General features: G+C 68.0%; 21 protein-coding genes and 1 pseudogene. 11 read left to right on the top strand and 11 right to left on the bottom strand.

The window, feature by feature from the left end; genetic code table 11:
• Positions 1–18 precede the first annotated feature (18 nt).
• Both ACFY5B_RS02255 and ACFY5B_RS02250 read left to right on the top strand, forming a co-directional pair.
• Positions 19–924, top strand: coding sequence for a LysR family transcriptional regulator (locus ACFY5B_RS02255; RefSeq protein ID WP_389963229.1), 906 nt, complete (start codon positions 19–21; stop codon positions 922–924).
• Positions 925–1055: 131 nt separating this feature from the next.
• Entirely contained in the window at positions 1056–1538 is a 483-nt protein-coding gene (locus ACFY5B_RS02250) for an NUDIX domain-containing protein (protein WP_033309872.1), read from the top strand.
• Between the two features lie 9 nt (positions 1539–1547).
• Here ACFY5B_RS02250 and ACFY5B_RS02245 read toward each other — a convergent pair whose 3' ends face one another.
• Positions 1548–3188 (bottom strand): globin domain-containing protein, encoded by a 1641-nt coding sequence (locus ACFY5B_RS02245; RefSeq protein ID WP_389963226.1) that lies wholly within the window; start codon positions 3186–3188, stop codon positions 1548–1550.
• A gap of 570 nt (positions 3189–3758) precedes the next feature.
• On the opposite strand from ACFY5B_RS02245, the gene ACFY5B_RS02240 reads away from it, so the two are divergent.
• Positions 3759–4622 carry a GNAT family N-acetyltransferase gene (locus tag ACFY5B_RS02240; RefSeq protein WP_389963223.1) on the top strand — a complete coding sequence of 288 codons (864 nt, stop codon included), beginning with the start codon at positions 3759–3761 and terminating at the stop codon, positions 4620–4622.
• A gap of 51 nt (positions 4623–4673) precedes the next feature.
• On the opposite strand, the pseudogene ACFY5B_RS02235 reads toward ACFY5B_RS02240, so the two are convergent.
• Together ACFY5B_RS02235 and ACFY5B_RS02230 are read right to left on the bottom strand one after the other, a co-directional pair.
• Positions 4674–4808: pseudogene (locus tag ACFY5B_RS02235) on the bottom strand (heme-binding protein); the annotation flags it as partial.
• Positions 4809–4845: 37 nt separating this feature from the next.
• Positions 4846–6054: an MFS transporter gene (locus ACFY5B_RS02230; RefSeq protein ID WP_389963220.1), complete on the bottom strand. Its 1209-nt coding sequence runs from the start codon at positions 6052–6054 to the stop codon at positions 4846–4848.
• Positions 6055–6196: 142 nt separating this feature from the next.
• On the opposite strand from ACFY5B_RS02230, the gene ACFY5B_RS02225 reads away from it, so the two are divergent.
• On the top strand, positions 6197–6661 hold the full coding sequence (locus ACFY5B_RS02225) for a MarR family winged helix-turn-helix transcriptional regulator (RefSeq protein ID WP_389963217.1): 465 nt from the start codon (positions 6197–6199) through the stop codon (positions 6659–6661).
• Positions 6662–6723: 62 nt separating this feature from the next.
• Positions 6724–7176 carry a GNAT family N-acetyltransferase gene (locus tag ACFY5B_RS02220; RefSeq protein WP_389963214.1) on the top strand — a complete coding sequence of 151 codons (453 nt, stop codon included), beginning with the start codon at positions 6724–6726 and terminating at the stop codon, positions 7174–7176.
• 58 nt (positions 7177–7234) lie between these two features.
• On the opposite strand, the gene ACFY5B_RS02215 is transcribed toward ACFY5B_RS02220, so the two are convergent.
• Both ACFY5B_RS02215 and dnaB read right to left on the bottom strand, forming a co-directional pair.
• Positions 7235–8620, bottom strand: coding sequence for a serine hydrolase domain-containing protein (locus ACFY5B_RS02215; RefSeq protein ID WP_389963211.1), 1386 nt, complete (start codon positions 8618–8620; stop codon positions 7235–7237).
• A 71-nt stretch (positions 8621–8691) separates the two neighbouring features.
• Positions 8692–10173 carry a replicative DNA helicase gene (dnaB, locus tag ACFY5B_RS02210; RefSeq protein WP_344460601.1) on the bottom strand — a complete coding sequence of 494 codons (1482 nt, stop codon included), beginning with the start codon at positions 10171–10173 and terminating at the stop codon, positions 8692–8694.
• Between the two features lie 460 nt (positions 10174–10633).
• Here dnaB and ACFY5B_RS02205 point away from each other — a divergent pair, with 460 nt between their 5' ends.
• Entirely contained in the window at positions 10634–11971 is a 1338-nt protein-coding gene (locus ACFY5B_RS02205) for an MATE family efflux transporter (RefSeq protein ID WP_389963208.1), read from the top strand.
• 168 nt (positions 11972–12139) lie between these two features.
• Here ACFY5B_RS02205 and rplI read toward each other — a convergent pair whose 3' ends face one another.
• The 4 genes from rplI to rpsF form a co-directional block, all read right to left on the bottom strand.
• Positions 12140–12586, bottom strand: a complete 447-nt coding sequence (rplI, locus tag ACFY5B_RS02200) for a 50S ribosomal protein L9 (RefSeq protein ID WP_389963205.1) — start codon at positions 12584–12586, stop codon at positions 12140–12142.
• Between the two features lie 18 nt (positions 12587–12604).
• Positions 12605–12841: a 30S ribosomal protein S18 gene (rpsR, locus tag ACFY5B_RS02195; protein ID WP_003949403.1), complete on the bottom strand. Its 237-nt coding sequence runs from the start codon at positions 12839–12841 to the stop codon at positions 12605–12607.
• Positions 12842–12886: 45 nt separating this feature from the next.
• Complete coding sequence (locus ACFY5B_RS02190) at positions 12887–13480, bottom strand: single-stranded DNA-binding protein (RefSeq protein ID WP_344460605.1); 594 nt, start codon at positions 13478–13480, stop codon at positions 12887–12889.
• Positions 13481–13551: 71 nt separating this feature from the next.
• Positions 13552–13842 (bottom strand): 30S ribosomal protein S6, encoded by a 291-nt coding sequence (gene rpsF / locus ACFY5B_RS02185; RefSeq protein ID WP_030847098.1) that lies wholly within the window; start codon positions 13840–13842, stop codon positions 13552–13554.
• Between the two features lie 261 nt (positions 13843–14103).
• On the opposite strand from rpsF, the gene ACFY5B_RS02180 reads away from it, so the two are divergent.
• From ACFY5B_RS02180 to ACFY5B_RS02170, 3 genes are all read left to right on the top strand, one after another.
• Complete coding sequence (locus tag ACFY5B_RS02180) at positions 14104–14409, top strand: hypothetical protein (protein WP_389963202.1); 306 nt, start codon at positions 14104–14106, stop codon at positions 14407–14409.
• A gap of 168 nt (positions 14410–14577) precedes the next feature.
• A complete protein-coding gene (gene femX / locus ACFY5B_RS02175) occupies positions 14578–15699 on the top strand; it encodes a peptidoglycan bridge formation glycyltransferase FemX (RefSeq protein ID WP_031137685.1) in 1122 nt (373 codons plus the stop codon).
• An 81-nt stretch (positions 15700–15780) separates the two neighbouring features.
• Positions 15781–16812: an alanine racemase gene (locus tag ACFY5B_RS02170; protein ID WP_053670130.1), complete on the top strand. Its 1032-nt coding sequence runs from the start codon at positions 15781–15783 to the stop codon at positions 16810–16812.
• 128 nt (positions 16813–16940) lie between these two features.
• Here ACFY5B_RS02170 and ACFY5B_RS02165 read toward each other — a convergent pair whose 3' ends face one another.
• Positions 16941–18452, bottom strand: coding sequence for a glycosyltransferase family 87 protein (locus tag ACFY5B_RS02165; RefSeq protein WP_389963686.1), 1512 nt, complete (start codon positions 18450–18452; stop codon positions 16941–16943).
• A 121-nt stretch (positions 18453–18573) separates the two neighbouring features.
• Positions 18574–20844 carry a transglycosylase domain-containing protein gene (locus ACFY5B_RS02160; RefSeq protein ID WP_389963683.1) on the bottom strand — a complete coding sequence of 757 codons (2271 nt, stop codon included), beginning with the start codon at positions 20842–20844 and terminating at the stop codon, positions 18574–18576.
• A gap of 786 nt (positions 20845–21630) precedes the next feature.
• On the opposite strand from ACFY5B_RS02160, the gene ACFY5B_RS02155 reads away from it, so the two are divergent.
• Together ACFY5B_RS02155 and ACFY5B_RS02150 are read left to right on the top strand one after the other, a co-directional pair.
• Positions 21631–22314, top strand: a complete 684-nt coding sequence (locus ACFY5B_RS02155; RefSeq protein WP_389963198.1) for a PadR family transcriptional regulator — start codon at positions 21631–21633, stop codon at positions 22312–22314.
• A 44-nt stretch (positions 22315–22358) separates the two neighbouring features.
• Positions 22359–23441: an inositol-3-phosphate synthase gene (locus ACFY5B_RS02150; RefSeq protein ID WP_389963195.1), complete on the top strand. Its 1083-nt coding sequence runs from the start codon at positions 22359–22361 to the stop codon at positions 23439–23441.
• Positions 23442–23497 lie beyond the last annotated feature (56 nt).

Raw genomic sequence — 23497 nt, 5'->3', positions numbered from 1 at the left:
CTAAGAGGGGAGTGCGCGGTGGATCTGGCCTTGCTGCGGACCTTCGTGACCGTGCACCGGGCCGGCTCCTTCACCCGCGCCGCCGCCCTGCTCGGCCTCTCCCAGCCCGCTGTCACCTCGCAGATACGGACGCTGGAACGGCAGCTGGGCCGCCCTCTGTTTCTGCGGCAGGCCCGTGGCGTGACCCCGACGAGCATCGGCGACGAACTCGCCCACAAGGCCGCACCTCATCTCGACGCCCTGGTGGAGATCACCGAGACCGGCCTCGACGACGACTCCTCCTTACGGACGCTGCACCTCGCGGGTCCTCCGGAGTTCACCGCCGAACGAGCCCTGCCCGCCCTCACGGAGCTGACCGGCGAGGACGGCCAGGGCTTCGCCCTGCGCGCCTCCTTCGGGACCGCCGAGGAGACGCTGGAAGGGCTTTCCGCCGGGCACCACGATCTGGCCATCAGCACGGCTCAGCCACGCGGCGCCCTGCTCACGGCGACTGCGCTCTGCGACGAGGAGCACGTTCTGGTCGCCGCCCCGCGCTGGTCCGAGCAGATGGGGACCGGGCAGCCCGACCGCAGGCCGGAACCGGCCCTCGAGAAGATACCCGTGGTGGAGGTGCACGAGTCGCTGCCGTTCGTCTCCCGCTACTGGGTCTCCGTCTTCGACTCGCACCCGGCCGCCCCGGGCACCGTGATCGTCCCCGACCTTCGTGCGGTCCTGGCCTGCGCGGTCGCGGGCGCCGGGGTGGCGGTGCTGCCCCGCTATCTGTGCGCGGCGGCGCTGGAGCGGGGCGACGTCGTCGCGCTGCACGAGCCGGCGGTGCCGCCGCTGCGGACGTACTTCCTGGTGGTCCGGACCGGGACGCTCGCGATGCCCCACATCGCGCGGGCTCACGACTGGTTGCTGCGGTCCTCGGCCGACTGGTGCTGAGACGCTCGGAGACGCGCGCCGGGGTGCATTGACGTGCGTTGTGGGCGCTCCGGGCCGTGCCTCACTCTGGGAGCTCGACCGGTGACGTTTCGCGATGTTTCACGTGGAACCAGCCGGGCCACATTTCACTCATGACCGTCCGACCCGTGGTCAAGCGCACCGCCCGCGCCGTTCTGCTGGACGGTGCCGACCTGATCCTGATCAAGCGCACCAAGCCGGGTGTGGATCCCTACTGGCTCACCCCCGGTGGCGGGGTCGAACCCAGTGACTCGACCGTCGTCGATGCCTTGCACCGCGAGGTGTACGAAGAGCTCGGCGCGAAGATCACCGATGTGGTGCCCTGCTTCGTGGACACCATGGAGCACATAGGAGAGGACGGCGGCGCGACCGGGGTGAAGGTGCAGCACTTCTTCGTCTGCCGTCTGGAGTCCATGGACCCCTCCCTGCGCCACGGCCCCGAGGTGGACGAGCCGGTCGGCGAGTACGAGATCGTGCGCGTGCCCTTCACCCGGGTCGGAATCGCCTCCGTCCATCTCGTGCCGCTGTCGCTGCGGCACTACCTGGACGGCAACATCGAGGGAGTGCTCGCCATGCACGCGCCCGACCTGGGCTGAGACGCCTGATCAGCTTCCGGCCGCGACCAGTTCCTCGACGGAGTCGTGCCGTATGCGGTCCGAGGGGATACCGAGGTCCCGTAGGGCGTCCACACCACTGCGGATCATCCCGGGCGGGCCCGAGAGGTAGGCGTCGAACTGGTCCCACGGCCCGTAGGTCCGTATGGCGTCCGGCAGCTGCAGGTGCGCCTGCTGGTCGATGATCGCGCGGACCGAGAGCCAGGGGTGGGTCTGCTGGAGGCGGAGCATGGTGTCGATGTCGTACAGGTCGTGGTCCGTGCGGGCACCGTAGAAGACCTCGACCGACCGGCGGTCCCCGTGCTCGGCGACATCCTCGACCAGGGCCTTGATGGGCGCTATGCCCGTGCCGCCGCCCAGGCAGAGCAGGCCGTTGTCGGTGGTGTGGTCGACGGTCATGGAACCCGCGGGCGGGCCGAGGCGGATGATGTCGCCGGGGCGGGCGCGGTGCACCAGGGCGTTGGAGACCCAGCCGGCCGGGACGGCCTTGACGTGGAACGACAGCAGACCGTCGGACCGGGGCGCCGACGCGAAGGAGTAGTGCCGCCAGATCCGCGGCCACCAAGGCGTCTCCACGCTCGTGTACTGCCCGGCGAGGAACGGGTACGGCTGGTCGGGTCGGACGGTGACCACGGCGACATCCGGCGTTCGCAGGTCGTGCGTGACGATCTCGGCGTACCACCAGGCCGGGGCACGTAGTTCGTCCGCGGCCGCTGCGTCGATCATGACCTGGGAAATCGTGGTGTAGGCCCGGATCCAGGCCGCCTCCATCTCGGCGTTCCACACCCCGGCGGCGTACTTGCTCAGCGCGCCGATGAGGCACTCGCCGACGGCCGGGTAGTGCTCGGGCCGCGTCCCGTACTTTCGGTGGCCCCGACCGAGTTTTTGCAGGTAGTCGACGAGAACGTCCTTGTTGTCGATGTGCTCGGCGGCCGTGAGGAGCGCTCTGAGCAGCCGGTCCCGCTGGGTGTCCATCGCGGCCGGGAACAGCGACCGCAGGTCGGGGTGGCGGACGAAGAGCAGGGCGTAGAAGTACGACGTGACCTTGTCGGCAACCGACGCGACCTCGGCCATGGTGCGGCGGATGAGGAGGGCGTCGGGGGAACCCTCTTCGGCCGGTGCGGTGGCGGCCTGGTTCGGGGGTGGCACCGATGCCTGTTCCTGGGCGGGAACCCTCTCTTCGGGGACACTCCGGGGCGGGGCGACGGTGGAGGCGAAGGGCGTCGGGGTGAGCGCCGTGGGTGCGGGGCCGAGCGACGAGACAGTGGTGGGGCCGGACGCCGCGGCGGGGGACGGAGCGTGCTGTACGGCCGCAGGGGCGAGCGTGGGTATCGCGTCCGGATGTTCACGCCCTTGGTCGGGCCCCTCGGTGCCCGGGCTGCCGGATGCCGAACCGGGGGGCCCGGACGAGGTGTCTGCCGGTGCTTCCGGGACGGTTCCGGGCCTGCCCACCGGGCGTATCGCGGCCGGTCGGCGCCCTTCCGCCGTGCTGTCCAGTGTTCGAGCGGCGTCGCTTTCCGCTGCTGTCGTCGGGTTCTTGCGGGGTGTGAACCAGTCGCCCCCGCCGCCAGAAGTGCCGTTGTCGGCCGACGTGGTGGTCGGAGCGTCCATGGTGTGCCTCGCCTCGAGCATCTTTCGGTCGGTCTGCGCACTTCCGAAGTCGGAAGGTGCCTGCTTCCCCCGTGGACGGTCTGCGTTCCCATCCTTATCGCGGCCAATGCGGCCACATTCAACCCGTATTCCGGCTCCGTACGGACAAGTAGGGCGAGAGTGTGACATTGACCGCACTGGCTCTCGTCGAGCTTCCCACCCGGCTGGCCGCTTCCGGCGTATACCCGGAAACGCGGGTCTTAGATCTCTCCGTCCCGTTAGGCTGCATTGCCCTGCACTACCCCATACAGGACAGGGCGTCCCGTCCCGGATGCGAACCGGACTCGACCCTACCGGCCACTGTTGTGCACACAAGTCCCCCCTCCTCTCGTCACGAATGCGGGCACGACGCGAATCACCAAGTCCGTCAACCATGAGGCCCGAAAGCCCCGTTCAGCGCCTCGGCCGGGCGCCCGGCGTTCTTACCTGTTTCACGTGAAACATCCGGCACCGGTCGGCGTCCTGCGCGAGCGGCGACAACTGGCTAAAAGCTCGTACGTCTCCGCTGAAACAGGTGGACGTCAGGGGCCCTCGTCGGACAGCCTGACCTGCGTGCCGACTCCTTCCCTTGCCTCATTGCCCATCCGCCGTCTCACGCTGCACGATCAAGCCGCCTGCGCCGACTTGTCCGAGGACCGGGGGTGGCCACGGGAGGAGCACAAGTGGGGCTTCCTCCTCACGGCCGGGAAGGGATACGGCATCGACGACCCCGAGGGTGGCCTGGTGAGCGCCTGTGTCGTCACCGAGTACGGACCGCAGAACCCCGCCCTCGCCGCAGTCGGCATGGTCCTGGTCGCCGGACGGCATGCCCGGCAGGGCGTGGGACGCCGGCTGATGCGTCACGTCGTCTCGGCGATGGGCACCACGCCCCTCACTCTGCACGCGACGCCGAACGGCCGCCCTCTCTACGAGGAACTCGGCTTCAAGGTCACAGGACGGGCCGAGATGGTCCGCGGGCGCTTCACTCCCGGTGGATCGGAGCCGGAGGTGACCACCCGCGCCGCGACCGCCGAGGACCTCACCGCGATCCTCCGTCTCGACGAGCAGGTGTTCGGGAGCGACCGCACACACATCGTCACTCGATTGCCGGCTTTCGCCGACCAGTTGCGCGTGGCCGAGGACGGCGGGCGGATCATCGGGTACGCGGCCGCTTGGCCCAACATGGACACCCATGTCGTCGGGCCGCTCATCGCGCGCGACACCTCGGTGGCCCAGGCTCTCATCGCCTCCCTTGCCGCCCGCACCGACCGCCCCCTGCGCACCGACATCGACGTGCGGCACGAGGAACTCCTCGCGTGGGTGAAGGAGCGCGGCCTGCAATCCGTCGCCTTCAACTCGGTGATGGCGTACGGGATCGCCGAGTTGCCCGGCGACTGGAGCCGGCGGTTCGCGCCGGTCACGGTCGCGGCGGGCTGACGAGCCTCGATACGACGACGCCGGCTCCCCCGGGAACACGGAACCGGCGTCGTCGTGGTGCACCGGCACGCCGCCGGCGATGAACAGCAGCGGCCGGTCTAGCGCTGTCGGCAGCGCGTGGAAGAGGCCTCCGGGCTGCACCGCGTCCATCAGGTCGGCGGTGGGCGCATTCAGCCGGAGGGCCGTACCGGACCGTGGGGCCGGTGGGAGGGTGGTTCAGTGCTCAGTGGTGCACAGCGGCGCGCTGCTCGGCTGGTGCGGTCCCCCTGACGACGGTGCTGGGGCCACCGGCGCGGCGCTCCAGGGCAGCCGAGAGGAAGGCCAGGACCAGGGCGCCTGCGGCCAGGGCCGCACCGACCCAGTTGGGGGCGGTGTAGCCGAGGCCCGCCGCGATCACCAGGCCGCCGAGCCAGGCGGAGAGCGCGTTGCCGAGGTTGAATGCGCCGATGTTCACGGCGGAGGCCAGGGTCGGTGCGCCGTGCGCCTGGTCGAGAACGCGCTTCTGCAGCGGCGGCACGGTGGCGAAGCCCAGGGCACCGATCAGCGCGATGGTGATCGCCGAGAGCAGCTTGTCCTGGGCGGTGAGGGTGAACAGAGCCAACACGACGGCCAGGGCCCCCAGGGACACGTACAGCAAGGGCATGAGGGCACGGTCGGCGAACTTGCCGCCGACCAGGTTGCCGCCGACCATGCCAAGGCCGAAGAGGACCAGAAGCCAGGTGACGGAGCCGTCGGCGAAGCCCGCGACATGGGTCATCATCGGCGCGATGTACGTGATGGCCGCGAAGACACCGCCGAAGCCCAGGACGGTCATGGCCATCGCCAAGAGGACCTGCACGTTCTTGAACGCGGCCAGCTCATGTCGCAGACGCACGCCCTCCGCCTTGGGCAGGTCCGGGACGAGCCGGGCGATGCCGGTCAGGCCGACGACACCGAGAGCGGCGACGATGCCGAAGGTCACCCGCCAGCCGACGGACTGCCCGACGAGCGTGCCCAGCGGGACACCGACGACGTTGGCGACGGTCAGACCGGTGAACATCATCGCGATGGCACCGGCCTTCTTGTCCGGGGCGACGAGGTCCGCCGCGACGACCGAACCGATGCCGAAGAAGGCGCCATGGGCCAGCGAGGCGACGATCCGGCCGATCAGCATGACGGAGAAGGCCGGAGCGAGTGCCGAGAGCAGGTTCCCCACGATGAAGAGGCCCATCAGCAGCATCAGCATGCGCTTACGGGAGATCTTGGTGCCGAGCGCGGTCATCAGCGGTGCGCCGAACATGACGCCGAGCGCGTAGCCGGTCACCAGGTAACCGGCGGTGGGGATGGAGACGCCGTAGTCGGCCGCGACATCGGGGAGCAGGCCCATGATCACGAACTCCGTCGTTCCGATCCCGAAGGCCCCGATCGCGAGGGCCAGAAGCGCGAGAGGCATGGCGGGGTTACCTTTCCAGAAGATTGCAGGAGCGCTTAACGTGCGTCCACAATAGTTGCAGACGCGGGCTATATGCAAGCACCGTCAATTGCGGTCCTGCTCTATCCTGGGTGTCAGCCGCTCCGGGACGGAGGAAACGCCAATGACTGCGACGGACCCCGCGCTCACCGCTCTCGCCCAGAGCTGGTGCGCCCTCTCCCTGCTCCACGGGAGGATCGAGGCCCACATCGAGCGCGCCCTGCAGGCAGGGCACGACCTCAGCGCGCGCGAGTACTCCCTGCTGGACGTTCTCAGCCGGCAGCACGACGGCGACGGGGGCCATCTGCAGATGAAGCAGGTCGCCGACGCGGTCGTGCTCAGCCAGAGCGCCACCACGCGCCTGGTCACCCGGCTCGAAGACCGGGGGCTCCTGGAGCGCTACCTGTGCCCCACCGACCGCCGGGGCATCTACACCAACGTCACCGCGGCGGGCCTCGAGTTGCTGGAAGCGGCGCGTCCGACCAATGACGCCGCCCTGCGCGAAGCCCTCGACGAAGCGGCTGAGAACCCCGAGCTGGCACCGCTGGTCCGAGTCGTGGAGACACTGAAGGCTCCGCTGCCCGCATAGGGCACCCGAGCCCGGGCCGAGCGCGGCATCTGCGGACCGCCGGCTGTGCGTAAGGTGCGTCCATGGGAGATCTTGAGATACGTGCCGCCGACGACGACGACGTCTCCGCGATCGTCGCCATGCTCGCGGACGACCCACTGGGCGCACAGCGCGAGTCGCCGGACGACCTCGCCCCGTATCTGGCCGCGCTGGAGCGGCTCAGCGCCGATCCGAACCAGCACGTGGTCGTGGCGGTCCGAGAGGGCAGGGTCGTCGGCACGCTCCAGCTCACGATCATTCCCGGGCTCTCGCGACGCGGTGCGACCAGGTCGATCGTCGAAGGGGTGCGCATCCATGCGGACGAGCGCGGCAGCGGCCTGGGAACCCAGCTCATCGAGTGGGCGATCGACGAATCCCGCAAGGAGGGGTGCCAGTTGGTCCAGCTGACCTCTGACAAGACACGCGCCGACGCCCATCGCTTCTACGAGCGGCTCGGGTTCACGGCCTCCCACACGGGCTTCAAGCTCCAGCTGTGACCGAGGGGCGTGGGCGTCCTGTTCCACGTGAAACAGGACGCCCACGCGTCCCACCGCGCTAACCGATCCCGCGCCATCCCTCGGGGTCGACACCACCCGGCACAGGAGCGCCCTCGTCGTACGGCTGACGCGTGAACACGAACGAGCCGAGGTCCAGGTGGCTCACGCAGCCGTCCGGCCGCCGTACGGCCTTCAGAAGCTCGCCGGCGTAGTAGCCCTCCAGTCCCGTCCAGGTGCCGTCGCCGTTCGCGCGGAACCGAGAGCGACGGCCTCCGCCGGTCAACGGCCCCAGCGACACGAGCCCGTCGGCCGTCAGTCGCAGAGCGAATGCGTGGGTCCCCCAGTACCACTGCCCCGTCAGCTCCAGCAGTGACTGATCGACATCACGGAGCGGCTTCCACGGCGCGGGGATACGCGGCTCCGCCTCGACGACGATTCGGACCAGGTCGGCGGCGACGGGGAACAGCAGCGGTCCTGACGTGGAGTTGGCCAGGGCGATCGCCGCCACATCGTCCTCGACACTGATCATGAGGCACGCGAGGAAGCCGGGCAGCGACCCGGTGTGGCCGACAAGAGACCGCCCGTTCCGGCGCCGGATCTCCATGCCCAGGCAGTAGGCGTAACCACTCGCCACGTCCGCCGCCTCGTGAGGGGCGGCCGGCGTCCTCATCTCCCTCAGTGACCCGGCGCTCAGCACCCGCTCGTCGCCGTTGAGCAGGAAGGAGGCGAACCGCGCCAAGTCACCGGTCGTCGACCAGAGTTGACCGGCCGGTGCCATGCGCCCCAGATCCTCGGTGGGCTCGGGCAGCATCACGTCGGCCCAGGGATGCACGGCCCAGCCACCCGCGTGGGGCGCCTGCGGCCGCACGCTCGTGCGATGCAGTCCCAGAGGTTCGAGCACTTCACGCCGAAGGACGTCCTCCCAGGAAGCCCCGCGGAGCTTCTCGATGAGCGCGCCGAGCAGGGCGTAGCCCGGATTCGAGTAGTGGAACCGGCGGCCGGGCGGGGCCAGACGGGGTCGATCACCCAGTACGTCGGCCAGCTCGGGCCGCAGGGATCCGGGGCTTCGCTCCCACCACGGGCCCGGTGTCTCGGCTGCCAAGCCCCCTGTGTGCGCGAGGAGTTCGGCGACGGTCGCCTCCCCCACGCCGGTGCCCGGCAGATGCTTCTCCAGCGGATCGCCCAGATCCAGAGCGCCCTCGTCGCGCAGCCGGAGTACGAGAACCGCCGTGAAGGTCTTGGTGATCGAACCGATCCGGTACTGCACGTTCTCGTCCGGCGCATGCCCCTCCACCGAGGTCCGTGCGCCCGTCCACACCGTCGTACCGTCCCGCACGACGGCCGCGACGAGCGACGGAGCCCGCCCCTCGGCCTGCGCGACGGCGATCCGGTGCAACAGAGCGCGACGGGTTCCGGGAAGCAACTCTCCCTGAGATGTCGTCATGGGCCCAGTCCACCCGGCCGGGCAGCCCCGCGTCGAGCACATTGGGGCGGGGCCTGTGAGACCTGGTCGGATCAGGTCTGTGCCATGTCCACGAACCGTGAGTAGTGCCCCTGGAAGGCGACCGTGATCGTCGCCGTCGGGCCGTTTCGGTGCTTGCCCACGATGATGTCCGCCTCGCCCGCCCGCGGCGACTCCTTCTCGTACGCGTCCTCGCGGTGCAGAAGGATCACCATGTCGGCGTCCTGCTCGATGGAACCCGACTCACGCAGGTCGGACACCATCGGCTTCTTGTCCGTGCGCTGCTCGGGGCCACGGTTGAGCTGGGAGAGCGCGATCACCGGAACCTCCAGCTCCTTGGCCAGGAGCTTGAGGTTCCGGGACATGTCCGAGACTTCCTGCTGACGGCTCTCGGAGCGCTTGGAGCCCCCGGCCTGCATCAGTTGCAGATAGTCGATGATCACGAGCCTGATGTCGTTGCGCTGCTTCAGCCGACGGCACTTCGCGCGAATCTCCATCATCGACAGGTTCGGGGAGTCGTCGATGTAGAGCGGTGCGGACGAGACCTCGGGCATGCGGCGCGCCAGACGCGTCCAGTCCTCGTCCGTCATGGTGCCGGACCGCATGTGGTGAAGGGCCACGCGGGCCTCCGCGGACAGCAGGCGCATCGCGATCTCGTTACGCCCCATCTCCAGGGAGAAGATGACGCTCGGCAGGTTGTGCTTGATCGACGCGGCCCGGGCGAAGTCCAGGGCCAGCGTCGACTTACCCATGGCGGGACGGGCGGCGATGACGATCATCTGCCCCGGGTGCAGACCGTTGGTGAGCGAGTCGAAGTCCGTGAACCCGGTCGGCACACCGGTCATCTCGCCGCTGCGCGAGCCGATCGCCTCGATCTCGTCGAGCGCGCCCTCCATGATGTCGCCGAGCGGGAGGTAGTCCTCACTCGTGCGCTGCTCGGTGACCGCGTAGACCTCCGCCTGGGCGCGGTTGACGATCTCGTCGACGTCGTCGTCGGCCGCGTATCCCATCTGCGTGATGCGCGTACCGGCCTCGACCAGGCGGCGCAGGACGGCTCGCTCGTGCACGATCTCCGCGTAGTACGCCGCGTTGGCCGCCGTGGGCACCGTCTGGACGAGGGTGTGCAGATACGAGGCCCCGCCGACCTTGTTGATCTCGCCACGCTTGGTCAGCTCGGCGGCGATCGTGATGGGGTCGGCCGGCTCGCCCTTGGCATAGACGTCGAGGACGGCCTGGTAGATGGTCTCGTGGGCCGGCTTGTAGAAGTCGTGGCCCTTGAGGATCTCGACGACGTCGGCGATGGCGTCCTTGGACAGGAGCATGCCGCCGAGGACGGACTGCTCGGCGTCGATGTCCTGCGGCGGTACCCGCTCGAACGACGGGGGCGATCCACCGTCCCACGCCCCGTTGTCCCTGCCCCGCTCGTGCTGTTCGTCGCGGCCCCGGGCTCCGTCACCACGTCGGCGGGAAGCGGGCAGACGATCGCTGGGACCGCTGTCGGCCCACGGGTCGTCCAAGGGCTCGGAAATGCTCACCGAGCCACCTCCTCCCGTCCGCCGAAGCAGACCTAGCCGTGCCCCTCTTTTCTACGGCACGGCACTGACAAATAAGAGGCCCAACTCCGTTTGGCACGCGCCGGTTTTATGGCGTTTTGGAAACCGGCGGACGGAGCGGGCGCCGGACTACCGTAGGCCTGTCGGCACCGTCAGCCAATCTGGTTATCCACAGGCCATGTGGACGACGGCCCAGATGCTGTGGAGAACTCCGCGAAACCTGTGCACGACCCGGTGGACAGGCCTGTGAACAAGCCGCGACTCTCACTAGACCAAGCCCACTGACCTGCACCTTTGCCGTCCACGGGCTGTGCAGAAGAAAAACTTTCCCAACCGGCTCAAGATCACCTCGAACAGTACACAGCAGTGCGCACACCGAGACGAAAAGTAAGGGTCTCAAATCCTTTGCATCTCTTACCTGTGGACGATTAGATTGGTGCACATGACACAGGCCCCCGCGCGCCACCCCTCCGGCCGGAGACAGCACGATCGAGAGATCATCGCGCTGGCCGTGCCTGCCTTCGGTGCCCTCGTCGCCGAGCCCCTCTTTCTCATGGCCGACACCGCCATCGTGGGCCATCTGGGCACGGCACAACTCGCCGGTCTCGGCATCGCCTCGGCCCTGCTGATGACTGCCGTCAGCGTCTTCGTCTTCCTGGCCTACGCCACAACCGCCGCGGTGGCCCGTCGTGTCGGTGCGGGCGACCTTCAAGCCGCCATCCGACAAGGCATGGACGGCATCTGGTTGGCTCTGATCCTCGGCGCTGCCGTCATCGCCGCCGCGCTGCCCACGGCACCCCACCTCGTCGACCTCTTCGGCGCTTCGGACGCGGCAACCCCCTACGCGATCACATATCTGCGCATCTCCGTGCTCGGCATACCGGCCATGCTCGTCGTCCTGGCCGCAACGGGTGTCCTGCGCGGGCTGCAGGACACAAGAACCCCGCTCTATGTAGCCATCGCGGGCTTCGTCGCCAACGGTGCCCTCAATGCCGGTCTCGTCTACGGTGCCGATCTGGGGATCGCCGGTTCCGCGTGGGGCACCGTCATCGCTCAGTGCGGCATGGCCGCGGTCTACCTCGTGGTGGTTCTGAGAGGTGCACGCAAGCACGGGGCCTCACTGCGCCCGGATGCCGCCGGGATCAGAGCCTCCGCACAAGCCGGTGTCCCCCTGCTGGTGCGCACCCTCTCGCTGCGGGCGGTCCTGATGATCGCCACGGCGGTCGCCGCCCGTCTCGGGGATGCCGACATCGCCGCCCACCAGATCATCCTCTCGCTGTGGACCCTGCTGGCCTTCGCCCTCGACGCCATCGCCATTGCGGGGCAGGCCATCATCGGGCGCTACCTCGGAGCCGGTGACACCCAGGGCGCACGAGAAGCATGTCGCCGCATGGTGGAGTGGGGTATCGCCGTCGGCGTCGTCCTCGGCGTCATGGTGGTTCTCACCCGACCGGCGTTTTTGCCCTTGTTCACCAGCGACGCGGCCGTCAAGGACGTGGCGCTGCCCGCCCTGATCATCGTCGCCCTTTCCCAGCCGATCTCCGGCATCGTCTTTGTCCTGGACGGTGTACTGATGGGCGCCGGCGACGGCCCCTACCTCGCCTGGGCGATGCTGCTCACCCTGGCGGTGTTCACGCCGGCCGCTCTTCTGGTCCCGGTACTGGGCGGTGGGCTCACGGCCCTCTGGGCCACGATGACGCTGATGATGACGGTGCGGATGCTGACCCTGTCGCTCCGCACCCGCTCGGGCCGGTGGATCGTGACGGGCGCGACTCGCTGACCGTTTCACCTGAAACGCTGGCTGTTTCACGTGAAACAGGCAGTGCTCCACAGAACGCGGTGTTTCACGTGAAACATGGGGCCGACCGACGAGCCGGTGCCCAGCAGACACGAATGGGGCCGCACCCCTGAGGGTGCGGCCCCATCGCTTACTGCTTCAGCGCGGCACTCAGGCCGAGACGACCTCGATGTTGACCTTGGCGGCAACCTCGGGGTGCAGACGCACGGACGTCTCGTGAGCGCCCAGCGTCTTGATCGGCGAGCCGAGCTCGATGCGGCGCTTGTCGACCTCGGGGCCACCGGAAGCCTTGATCGCGGAAGCGATGTCGGCCGGGGTGACGGAACCGAAGAGACGACCGGCGTCGCCGGAGCGCACGGCCAGACGGACCTTGACACCCTCGAGCTGGGCCTTCACAGCGTTGGCCTGCTCGATGGTCTGGATCTCGTGAATCTTGCGAGCACGACGGATCTGCTCGACGTCCTTCTCGCCACCCTTGGTCCAGCGGATAGCGAACTTCCGCGGGATCAGGTAGTTGCGAGCGTAACCGTCCTTGACGTCGACGACGTCGCCCGCGGCACCGAGGCCGGAGACCTCGTGGGTGAGGATGATCTTCATGAGTCGGTCACCCTTCCCTTATCGCGCGGTGGAGGTGTAGGGCAGCAGCGCCATCTCACGGCTGTTCTTCACGGCCGTGGCGACGTCACGCTGGTGCTGCGTGCAGTTGCCGGTCACGCGGCGGGCACGGATCTTGCCGCGGTCGGAAATGAACTTCCGCAGCATGTTCGTGTCCTTGTAGTCCACGTACGTGACCTTGTCCTTGCAGAATGCGCAGACCTTCTTCTTCGGCTTGCGCACAGGCGGCTTAGCCATGGTGTTTCTCCTGTGTGATCAAGAAGTGTGAGTGCGAACCCACCCCTAGAAGGGGGGCTCGTCCGAGTAGCCGCCACCCTGGCCGCCGCCGGAGTTTCCACCCCAGCCGCCGCCACCGCCCTGGTTGCCACCGGCGGGAGCACCGGTCGCCCACGGGTCGTCGGCGGGAGCGCCGCCACCCTGCTGGCCGCCACCGGGGCCGCCGCCCCAGCCGCCGCCACCCTGGGCGCCGCCACCACCGCCGTAGCCACCCTGGCCACCCTGTCCACCGCGACCGCTGGTCTTGGTGACCTTGGCCGTGGCGTTGCGCAGGCTGGCGCCGACTTCCTCGACGTCCAGCTCGTAGACCGTGCGCTTGACACCCTCACGGTCCTCGTAGGACCGCTGCTTCAGCCGGCCCTGCACGATGACGCGCATGCCTCGCTGGAGCGACTCGGCGACGTTCTCCGCCGCCTGACGCCAGACCGAGCAGGTCAGGAAGAGGCTCTCGCCGTCCTTCCACTCGTTCGTCTGACGGTCGAAGGTGCGGGGGGTGGACGCGACACGGAACTTCGCGACCGCCGCACCGGAGGGGGTGAAGCGCAGCTCGGGGTCGTCGACAAGATTGCCGACAACCGTGATGACGGTCTCGCCTGCCATGGGGGAACCTCTCGGCGGGTTTGCTCTGGCTGCTTGCTACTCGAATCCCGGAATCAGCTGAGCTGGAAAGCTCAGTGGGTCTCGGGACGGAGGACCTTGGTCCGGAGGACCGACTCGTTCAGGTTCATCTGGCGGTCGAGCTCCTTGACGACCGCAGGCTCGGCCTGCAGGTCGATGACCGAGTAGATGCCCTCGGGCTTCTTCTTGATCTCGTACGCGAGACGACGACGGCCCCAGGTGTCGACCTTCTCGACCTTTCCGCCGCCGTCACGGACGACAGAAAGGAAGTTCTCGATCAGCGGAGAGACAGCGCGCTCCTCGACCTCGGGGTCGAGGATGACCATCACCTCGTAGTGACGCATGTGGAACCCACCTCCTTTGGACTCAGCGGCCACGGTCGTTCCGTGGCAGGAGGGTTGTGATGCGTAGCAACGGTATCGGCCACCACTGACAGTCGGGCTTCTGACGAGAAGCCCCCGCCATGACGTGGGCAGACACCGGTGCGGACGGTACAGAGTACCCGCACAGCGGCGTGCGGTTGAAATCCGGCCGTCAGGGCAGCCAATCTGTACACATCGGGTGTGTATGGCGCTACGATGCGCCGACTTCGCAGGAGGTGCCCTATGGCACAGGCATTGCGACCCAACACCGCCGGCGGCCTCTTCGCCACGGACGGCAAGCCCCACCCCCTCCAGGACGCCCTGCTCGCGGTGACCCTGGTGCTGGGCCTCATGTCGTTCCTCACGGCGATCATCGACGAGGACCTGCATCTGCTCAGCTCATGGGCCGGTCTCGTGGGCATCCTCACGGGTGCGTACGGCCAGTGGATCTCGGAGACGACCCGGGAGCGCTTCGGTCTCATCCTGGGCCTGGGCGCATCGGGCGTCGGGTTCTTCCTGGGCATGGCGCACGGCGGCCTCATCGGCTGAGGCCGGGACACCTCCTCATCTGAACACCGGGTCACGCCCCGGCCGGCCTCGGGCCGGGGCGAAGGTCCCGTACGCCCAACCGGCGCGCTCCCAAGGCGCAGTAGGCTTCGCGCGAGAGCCGGAGCCCCTGTACCCATGGGGACACACCAGCCCGAGGAGCGCCCCTAAATGAGCCTGACCCTGAGGACCATCAGTCGCGAGCAGCATCTGGCCTACATCCAGAGCCTGCCGTCGGCGAGCCACATGCAGGTCCCGGCCTGGGCTGACGTCAAGGCGGAGTGGCGCTCCGAGAACCTCGGCTGGTTCGACGACCGCACCGGCGAGATGGTCGGTGCCGGTCTGGTCCTCTACCGGCAGCTTCCCAAGATCAAGCGCTACCTCGCCTACCTGCCCGAGGGTCCGGTCATCAACTGGTTCGCGCCGAATCTGCAGGAATGGCTCGAACCGATGCTGGCGCACCTGAAGCAGCAGGGCGCGTTCTCCGTGAAGATGGGCCCGCCGGTGATCATCCGGCGCTGGGAGGCCCCCTCGATCAAGCAGGGCATCCAGAACCCGGACGTCAAGCGCCTGCGCGACATCGAGGCCGACCACATCGAGCCGCGCGCCTTCGAGGTGGCCGACAAGCTGCGCCGCATGGGCTGGCAGCAGGGTGAGGACGGCGGCGCCGGCTTCGGTGACGTCCAGCCCCGCTACGTGTACCAGGTGCCCTTGGCGAACCGCTCCCTGGAAGAGGTCCACAAGAACTTCAACCAGCTGTGGCGCCGCAACATCAAGAAGGCCGAGAAGGCCGGCGTCGAGGTCGTCCAGGGTGGCTACCAGGACCTCGAGGAATGGCAGCGGCTGTACGAGATCACCGCCGTGCGCGACCACTTCCGGCCGCGCCCCCTGTCGTACTTCCAGCGCATGTGGACGGCCCTCAACACCGAGGACCCCAACCGCATGCGGCTGTACTTCGCCCGTCACAACGGTGTGAACCTGTCGGCGGCGACGATGCTGATCGTCGGCGGGCACGTCTGGTACTCCTACGGCGCCTCCGACAACATCGGACGTGAGGTCCGGCCCTCGAACGCGATGCAGTGGCGGATGCTGCGCGACGCCTACGCGCTCGGCGCCACCGTCTACGACCTGCGCGGTATCTCCGACTCGCTGGACGAGACCGACCACCTCTTCGGTCTGATCCAGTTCAAGGTGGGTACCGGCGGCCAGGCGGCCGAGTACCTCGGCGAGTGGGACTTCCCGCTGAACAAGCTGCTGCACAAGGCGCTCGACATCTACATGTCGCGCCGCTGATGTCCTGTTCAGTGCTTCTATACCTCTGACACACGGAAACCGCCGATACACGGCACCACGAGAAAGGTTCCAGGTCCGGCCATGGCGCTCACGCTCTACGTCGACACCGCGCGCTGGCGTGCGCACCACAAGCACGTGCAGGAACAGTTCCCGGGCCTCGTACCGGTCTGCAAGGGCAACGGCTACGGCTTCGGGCACGAGCGGCTGGCGGAGGAGGCCACGCGGCTGGGTTCGGACGTCCTGGCCGTCGGCACGACGTACGAGGCCGCCCGCATCAAGGACTGGTTCGGCGGGGACCTGCTGGTGCTGACGCCGTACCGGCGGGGCGAGGAGCCGGTGCCGCTGCCGGACCGGGTCATCCGCTCCGTCTCGTCGATAGACGGTGTCTACGGCCTGGTCGGCGCCCGCGTGGTGATCGAGGTGATGTCCTCGATGAAGCGGCACGGCATCAGCGAGCAGGACCTGGCGCAGCTGCACGCCGCCATCGAGAACGTCCGCCTGGAGGGCTTCGCCATCCACCTCCCGCTGGACCGCACCGACGGCTCGGACGCCGTCGAGGAGGTCATCGGCTGGATGGACCGGCTGCGTGCCGCACGGCTGCCCCTGCACACCATGTTCGTCAGCCACCTCAAGGCCGAGGACCTCGCCCGGCTCCAGCAGCAGTTCCCGCAGACCCGCTTCCGGGCCCGCATCGGCACACGGCTGTGGCTGGGGGACCATGACGCCACCGAGTACCGCGGCGCGGTCCTGGACGTCACGCGCGTCGCCAAGGGTGACCGTTTCGGCTACCGGCAGCAGAAGGCGGCCTCCGACGGCTTCCTGGTGGTCGTGGCGGGCGGCACGTCACACGGAGTCGGCCTGGAGGCCCCCAAGGCCCTGCACGGCGTCATGCCGCGCGCCAAGGGAGTCGCCCGCGCCGGCCTCGCGACGGTGAACCGGAACCTTTCTCCGTTCGTCTGGGGCGGCAAGCAGCGCTGGTTCGCCGAGCCGCCGCACATGCAGGTCTCGATCCTGTTCGTCCCGGCGGATGCGCCCGAGCCGAAGGTCGGCGAAGAGTTGGTGGCCCATCTGCGGCACACCACCACGCAGTTCGACCGGATCGTGGATCGCTGACCGTCGGGCGCACCGTCCCTCGCAGTGCAGCAAGAAGGCCGTACACGGTTTCCCGTGTACGGCCTTCGGCGTCCCCGGCTACGGCCTCGCGCTGAGCCTTCCCGGCTACGGCGTCTCGCGCCGTTCGCTCAGAGCGAACCGCCCGTAGCGCCCGGCCTTCCCCACTCGACCGGTGTCGCGTCGAGCCGGGCAGTCTCCTGGTGCCGTGGGCGGGCCGCTGGACCGAGGACGAAAACGTCCTCGGCGCCGTCGAGGACTCCGCCCGAGGGATCGTCGTCACCGGACCGGCGCACCGGATCCCGCTCCGGCATGAAGATGTCGCGCACGACCATCACACACAGGTACAGCGTCCCCAGCAGATGCAGGCCGATGGCCCAGTGGTAGCCGTCGGTGGGCAGACCCTTGTGAGCCTCTCCGCTGGTCGTGTACGCGAGGTACAGCCAGATCCCCAGGAAGTACGCCACCTCGCAGGCCTGCCAGATCAGGAAGTCCCGCCACTTCGGACGGGCGAGAGCGGCCAGCGGCACCAGCCACAGGACGTACTGCGGCGAGTAGACCTTGTTGGTGAGGATGAACGCCGCGACGATCAGGAAGGCGAGCTGCGCGAACCGCGGGCGGCGCGGGGCGGTCAGTGCGAGGGCCGCGACGGCCGCACAGCACACCAGCATCAGCAGCGTCGCCAGGGTGTTGACGGTCTCGGTGCTGAGCGGGTCGTCGGAGTTCTGGGCCATGATCAGCCAGAAGGAGCCGAAGTCGACGCCCCTTTCCTGGCTGAACGTGTAGAACTTCGACCAGCCCTCGAACGCGAAAAGCATCACCGGCCCGTTCACGACGACCCAGGCGACGATCGCGCCCCCCAGAGCCGTCCCGAACTCGCGCCACCTGCCCGCGCGCCAGCACAACACCATCAGTGGCCCGAGAAGCAGGAACGGATAGAGCTTGGCGGCCGTGGCGAGCCCCAGCAGGACGCCGAAGGCGAGGGAGCGGCCACGTGACCACATCAGCATCGCCGCGGCCGTCAGGGCGACCGCGAGGAGGTCCCAGTTGATGGTCGCCGTCAACGCGGCGGCGGGCGCCAGGGCGACGAGCAGGCCGTCCCAGGGGCGCCGGGCGTGGGTGCGGGCCACGCAGACGGCGATGACGGAAGCGCACACCATGAGCATTCCGGCGTTGACCATCCAGTACCACTGCTCCTGGTCCTGAATGGCGCCGCTGCCGGGCGTGAGCCAGGAGGCGACCTCCATGAAGACGCCGGTGAGCACCGGGTACTCCAGGTACTGCATGTCGCCGGGAAGACGGTCGAAGTACGGCACGAGCCCGTCGGCGAAGCCGCGCCCCTGGTAGAGATGCGGGATGTCCGAGTAGCACGCGTGCGTGTACTGGGAGCTGGCGCCGAAGAACCAGGCGCCGTTGTAGCAGGGCGCCTTCTGGACCAGGCCGAGGGCGAACATGCCGATCGCCACCAACGCGATCACCCGCACGGGCGTCCACCAGGACGACCCGAGCAGGGCACGCCGCCCGAGCGGGCCGCCGATCAGCTCGCTGCCGGCCGCGGCGACCTCGTCCTCCTTGGTCGGCCGCACCGGCTCCCGCTCATGGACGCTCGCTTGCGTCGATTCTGCACTGGGCATGCCGCACATCCTGCCGTACGTGCCTAGGAATACGCCGAGGGCCGCCGTACCCCGAAGGGACGGCGGCCCTTGTTTCACGTGAAACACCCTCGCGTTTCACGTGAAACACCCAAGCCGGGCGATCTGTCGGCTATCCCTCAGGGCCTCCGAAGATGCCTCCGTTGCCGTTGCCCCTGCTGTTGCCGCCATCCAGGTTCGTATCGGTCGGCGTGGGCTCGGGGGAGACCCCTCCGTCCGTGCCTCCATTGTCGGTGCCGCCGTTCTGCGCGCCACCGTTGTCCTCACAGCCGAAGAACCCGCAGGTGTCGCTCGGCGACGGCGACGGAGACGAGCTCTCGGTCGGCGTGGGGCTCGGCGACTCGGTCACGGTCTCGCTGGGCTCCACACTGGGCGTCGGGGTCGGCGTCGGGGCGCCCACCTCGTCCTGGATCTCACCGATCTTCTCGGCCTCCGGGAAGCCGGGATCGTTCTCGCCCTTCAGCGCGGCCTTCATGTACTCGGTCCACACCAACGTGGGGACGTCACCACCGTGGATGGACTTCTCACCCGCGGTGCCGTTCATGGAGAGCAGCTTGGCGCTCTTGGGGTCCTCACGGAACATCGCGACCGAGGTCGACAGCTGCTGGGTGTAGCCGACGAACCAGGCCGACTTGTTCTCGTCGGTGGTACCGGTCTTGCCCGCCGCCGTGCGGCCGAGGGAGAGCGCCTTCTTGCCCGTACCGTTCTGAATGACGTTCTCCAGAACGTTCGTGACGTTGTTGGCCACCTGCTCGGGCATCGCCCGCGTGACCCTGGGCGGATCGAAGCCCTCGACCTCCCGGCCGTTGGACTTGACGCTCGTCACCGAGTACGGAGCGGCCTGCTTGCCCGCCGCAGCGAACGTCGCGTAAGCGTCGGCCATACGGATCGCACTGGGAGTCGACGTACCCAGCGCGAACGAAGCGTTGAGACCAGCGAAGCTGCTGTCCAGGATCCCGGCCTTCTCGGCCACGTCGGCCACGTTCTTCATCCCCACATCCATGCCGAGCTGCACAAACGGCGTGTTGACGGACTGCTCCATCGCCTTACGCAAGGAGATGTAGCCCCAGGGGTAGTCACTCTCGTTCTCCTGGAAGAAGGGCGTGTTGTCCTTCTTCAGGACGTAGCTTCCGTCGTTCTTCCTGACCTTGAGATGGTCGTTGCCGTTGTACTTGCTCAGCGGCGACACACCGACTCCGTCGCTCTTGTAAGTGCCGTGCTCCATCGCCGCCGCGAGCACGAACGGCTTCCACGTCGAACCGACGGGGACACCCGAGGTGTCCGCGTTGTTGTTGAAGTGGCCGTTCTCGTAACCGGCACCGCCGTAGAGCGCGACGATCGCGCCGTCATTGGGCTTCACCGATGCCGCACCGAACTGGACGTGCTTGTCCAGCTCGCGGTTCTCCGGGTCGAGCTTCTCCTTCTCGACCTTCTTGACGGCCTTCGCCAGCGCCTCGACCTTCTCCTTGTCGAAGGTCGTCTTGATCTGGTAGCCGCCCAGGTCGAACTGCTTCTCGGAGATGTTCGAGTGGTTCAGGACGTACTTCTTGGCCGTGTCCGCCAGGTAGCCGATCTGACCGGTCATGCCCTTCGACGCCTTTCGCTCGTCAGGCATGGGGTACTTCTTGATCGCGTCCTGGTACTCCTTGTCCGTGATCCTCTTGTCGTTGTGCATCTGCTCGAGGATCCAGGCCCACCGGTCCTTGGACCGCTTGGTGTTCTTGTCCTTGCTCGCGTTCTCGTCGATGCCCTCGTTGCCCGCGGGGTCGTAGTACGTCGGGCCCTTCAGAAGAGCGGCGAGGAAAGCGCACTCGCTCGCGTCGAGGTCATCCGCCTCCTTGCCGTAGTAGGCCTGGGCGGCGGCCTGAATGCCGTAAGCACCACGGCCGTAGTACGAGGTGTTCAGGTACCCCTGGAGGATGTCGTCCTTGGAGAGCTTCGTGCCCACCTTGATCGAGATGAACATCTCCTTGAACTTACGGCTGACCGTCTGTTCCTGGCTCAGGTAGGTGTTCTTGACGAATTGCTGGGTGATCGTCGAACCACCCTGCGTGTCACCGCCCCGGGCCATGTTCGCCAGGGCACGGGCGATACCCATGGGGTCGACACCGGAGTCGTCGTAGAAGCTCTTGTTCTCGGCCGAGATCACCGCCCACCGCATGGCCTTGGGGATTTTCGCGAGTGGGACGTTCTGCCGGTTCTGACCACTGCCCGCCGCGACCATCTGGCTGCCGTCGGCCCAGTAGTAGACGTTGTTCTGCGACCGCGCCGCAGCGTTCTCCTCGTTGGGGACCCCCACCATGGCGTATCCGATGCCCGCCACGGCCACCAGACTGCCGAAGAAGGCGATGCACAGTCCGGACACGAGCTTCCAGGACGGCATCCAGCGCTGCCAGCCGTACTTGCCGGCGCGCGGATAGTCGATCAGCCGCTTCTTGTCGGGAACGGCGGCCACGCGTCCTCTGCCCCGCCCGGGCCCATTCGGGCCACCGGGAGCGGCGCGCCGGCCGCCACGGGCCGGTTCGGCCGCTCTGCGACGGCTGCCACCCGTACTTCTCTGCGCCGCACGACGGGCCTCGGCACGGCCGCCGTACTGACGCTCCTCACCCCCCGAGTCGTAGGAGTCCGACCCATAGGAGTCGGACGGAGACCCGGTGGCGCCTCGCGGTGCCGCGCGGCGGCCGGAAGACGAGCCGGACTGGCCGCGTCGGGCCGCGGCACGTCCGCCTCCCTGCGGCTGCGGCGGTTTGCGACGGTGCTCGCTCATCGAACGACTACTCCTCGGGCAGGCGCACCCTTGCGCGCCTGGAAACGGCGGCTGGTTTCCGGTCCCCCCGAAGTACGGATGCGGTCGGCTCCGCATTCATCGGTCCCGCATGCACCCGTACTACACCGCAGACGACGACGCTCTCAGGCGTCACTCGGTTCCCGGTGATGTGCATGGCGCACAGACTACGCACCACCAAAACCTGCCGAGCCCCGAAGTTCACCTCAAATCAGGCAAGTCGCGTCGGACGAATCGGTGATGTGATCCCGTTCACCCACCCCCCTCTTGTCGCATCCGGAAGGCCGTTCTATCGTCGTGATGTATCGACTCGATACATCAGCTCGACACATCGGCCCGACACATCGGACTGATACACGCGCACCGCGGCGGGAGGAGGCGACGATGAGCCGGCGTTCCGGCATCCTCGAGTTCGCCGTCCTCGGCCTGCTCCGCGAATCTCCGATGCACGGCTATGAGCTGCGCAAACGGCTCAACACATCGCTGGGTGTGTTCCGTGCGTTCAGCTACGGGACGCTCTATCCCTGCCTCAAGACGCTGGTCGCCAACGGCTGGTTGATCGAGGAAACGGGCAGCACCACCGAGGACGCCCTCGCCGCCCCCCTCACGGGGCGCCGCGCCAAGATCGTCTACCGGCTGACGGCGGAGGGCAAGGAGCACTTCGAGGAGCTGCTCTCGCAGACCGGGCCCGACGCGTACGAGGACGAAACCTTCGCAGCCCGTTTCGCCTTCTTCGGGCAAACCTCACGCGATGTCCGTATGCGCGTGCTGGAGGGCCGCCGCAGCCGGCTGGAGGAGCGGCTGGAGAAGATGAGCGCTTCCCTGGCCCGGACCCGGGAGCGCCTCGACGACTACACGCTCGAGCTCCAGCGTCACGGGATGGAGTCCGTGGAGCGCGAGGTGCGCTGGCTGAACGAGCTCATCGAGAGCGAGCGGGCGGGGCGGGACCTCAAGGGTCCGGCCACCGGAGAGCCCGCTTCGCGTGACACCACATCTGGAACGCCGGGCGTCCTGCCCCGGCCGGGGGACGACCCCCGGCCGGATACGCCCGACGACACCGCCACGTGAGAGCCCACACAGGGCCTCACTCGTACACACAGGGAGCAACCGGAATGGGTTCGGTTCGCGTAGCCATCGTCGGTGTGGGCAACTGCGCCGCATCGCTGGTACAGGGAGTCGAGTACTACAAGGACGCCGACCCGGCGTCCAAGGTGCCGGGCCTGATGCACGTCCAGTTCGGCGACTACCACGTCAGCGACGTCGAGTTCGTCGCCGCGTTCGACGTGGACGCCAAGAAGGTCGGCCTCGACCTGGCGGACGCCATCGGCGCCTCCGAGAACAACACGATCAAGATCTGCGACGTGCCCAGCACCGGTGTGACGGTCCAGCGCGGCCACACCCTCGACGGCCTCGGTAAGTACTACCGCGAGACCATCGAGGAGTCCGCCGAGGAGCCGGCCGACGTCGTCCAGGTCCTCAAGGACAAGCAGGTCGACGTCCTCGTCTGCTACCTGCCCGTCGGCTCCGAGGACGCGGCGAAGTTCTACGCCCAGTGCGCCATCGACGCCAAGGTCGCCTTCGTCAACGCCCTTCCGGTCTTCATCGCCGGCACCAAGGAGTGGGCGGACAAGTTCACCGAGGCGGGCGTCCCGATCGTCGGCGACGACATCAAGTCCCAGGTGGGCGCCACCATCACGCACCGCGTGATGGCGAAGCTGTTCGAGGACCGGGGCGTCGTCCTGGACCGCACGATGCAGCTGAACGTCGGCGGCAACATGGACTTCAAGAACATGCTCGAGCGCGACCGCCTCGAGTCGAAGAAGATCTCCAAGACGCAGGCCGTCACCTCCCAGATCCGCGACCGCGAACTGGGCGAGGGCAACGTCCACATCGGCCCGTCCGACTACGTCGCCTGGCTGGACGACCGCAAGTGGGCCTACGTCCGCCTCGAGGGCCGCGCCTTCGGTGACGTCCCGCTGAACCTGGAGTACAAGCTCGAGGTCTGGGACTCCCCGAACTCCGCCGGCGTCATCATCGACGCCCTGCGCGCCGCGAAGATCGCCAAGGACCGCGGCATCGGCGGCCCGATCCTGTCGGCGTCGAGCTACTTCATGAAGTCCCCGCCCGTGCAGTACTTCGACGACGAGGCCCGCGAGAACGTCGAGAAGTTCATCAAGGGTGAGGTCGAGCGCTGACACGCCGCAACCAGTCGCTCCTGCCAGGGCTGTGAGGGTCCCCGGGTCGTACGTCC

The organism is Streptomyces sp. NPDC013187, from assembly GCF_042899705.1.
Lineage (GTDB): Bacteria > Actinomycetota > Actinomycetes > Streptomycetales > Streptomycetaceae > Streptomyces > Streptomyces hawaiiensis_A.
Note: the sequence above shows the minus strand (reverse complement) of the source record. Positions and strands in the feature narration are given on the sequence as shown.

Excerpts from the sequence above, each read along its gene's own strand:
- ACFY5B_RS02250 (WP_033309872.1), top strand. The coding sequence starts at position 1,056 with ATGACCGTCCGACCCGTGGTCAAGCGCACCGCCCGCGCCGTTCTGCTG.
- ACFY5B_RS02245 (WP_389963226.1), bottom strand. The coding sequence starts at position 3,188 with ATGCTCGAGGCGAGGCACACCATGGACGCTCCGACCACCACGTCGGCC.
- ACFY5B_RS02230 (WP_389963220.1), bottom strand. The coding sequence starts at position 6,054 with ATGCCTCTCGCGCTTCTGGCCCTCGCGATCGGGGCCTTCGGGATCGGA.
- ACFY5B_RS02225 (WP_389963217.1), top strand. The coding sequence starts at position 6,197 with ATGACTGCGACGGACCCCGCGCTCACCGCTCTCGCCCAGAGCTGGTGC.
- ACFY5B_RS02220 (WP_389963214.1), top strand. The coding sequence starts at position 6,724 with ATGGGAGATCTTGAGATACGTGCCGCCGACGACGACGACGTCTCCGCG.
- ACFY5B_RS02215 (WP_389963211.1), bottom strand. The coding sequence starts at position 8,620 with ATGACGACATCTCAGGGAGAGTTGCTTCCCGGAACCCGTCGCGCTCTG.
- ACFY5B_RS02205 (WP_389963208.1), top strand. The coding sequence starts at position 10,634 with ATGACACAGGCCCCCGCGCGCCACCCCTCCGGCCGGAGACAGCACGAT.
- rplI (WP_389963205.1), bottom strand. The coding sequence starts at position 12,586 with ATGAAGATCATCCTCACCCACGAGGTCTCCGGCCTCGGTGCCGCGGGC.
- rpsR (WP_003949403.1), bottom strand. The coding sequence starts at position 12,841 with ATGGCTAAGCCGCCTGTGCGCAAGCCGAAGAAGAAGGTCTGCGCATTC.
- ACFY5B_RS02190 (WP_344460605.1), bottom strand. The coding sequence starts at position 13,480 with ATGGCAGGCGAGACCGTCATCACGGTTGTCGGCAATCTTGTCGACGAC.
- rpsF (WP_030847098.1), bottom strand. The coding sequence starts at position 13,842 with ATGCGTCACTACGAGGTGATGGTCATCCTCGACCCCGAGGTCGAGGAG.
- ACFY5B_RS02180 (WP_389963202.1), top strand. The coding sequence starts at position 14,104 with ATGGCACAGGCATTGCGACCCAACACCGCCGGCGGCCTCTTCGCCACG.
- femX (WP_031137685.1), top strand. The coding sequence starts at position 14,578 with ATGAGCCTGACCCTGAGGACCATCAGTCGCGAGCAGCATCTGGCCTAC.
- ACFY5B_RS02170 (WP_053670130.1), top strand. The coding sequence starts at position 15,781 with ATGGCGCTCACGCTCTACGTCGACACCGCGCGCTGGCGTGCGCACCAC.
- ACFY5B_RS02165 (WP_389963686.1), bottom strand. The coding sequence starts at position 18,452 with ATGTGCGGCATGCCCAGTGCAGAATCGACGCAAGCGAGCGTCCATGAG.
- ACFY5B_RS02160 (WP_389963683.1), bottom strand. The coding sequence starts at position 20,844 with ATGCCGTCCTGGAAGCTCGTGTCCGGACTGTGCATCGCCTTCTTCGGC.
- ACFY5B_RS02155 (WP_389963198.1), top strand. The coding sequence starts at position 21,631 with ATGAGCCGGCGTTCCGGCATCCTCGAGTTCGCCGTCCTCGGCCTGCTC.
- ACFY5B_RS02150 (WP_389963195.1), top strand. The coding sequence starts at position 22,359 with ATGGGTTCGGTTCGCGTAGCCATCGTCGGTGTGGGCAACTGCGCCGCA.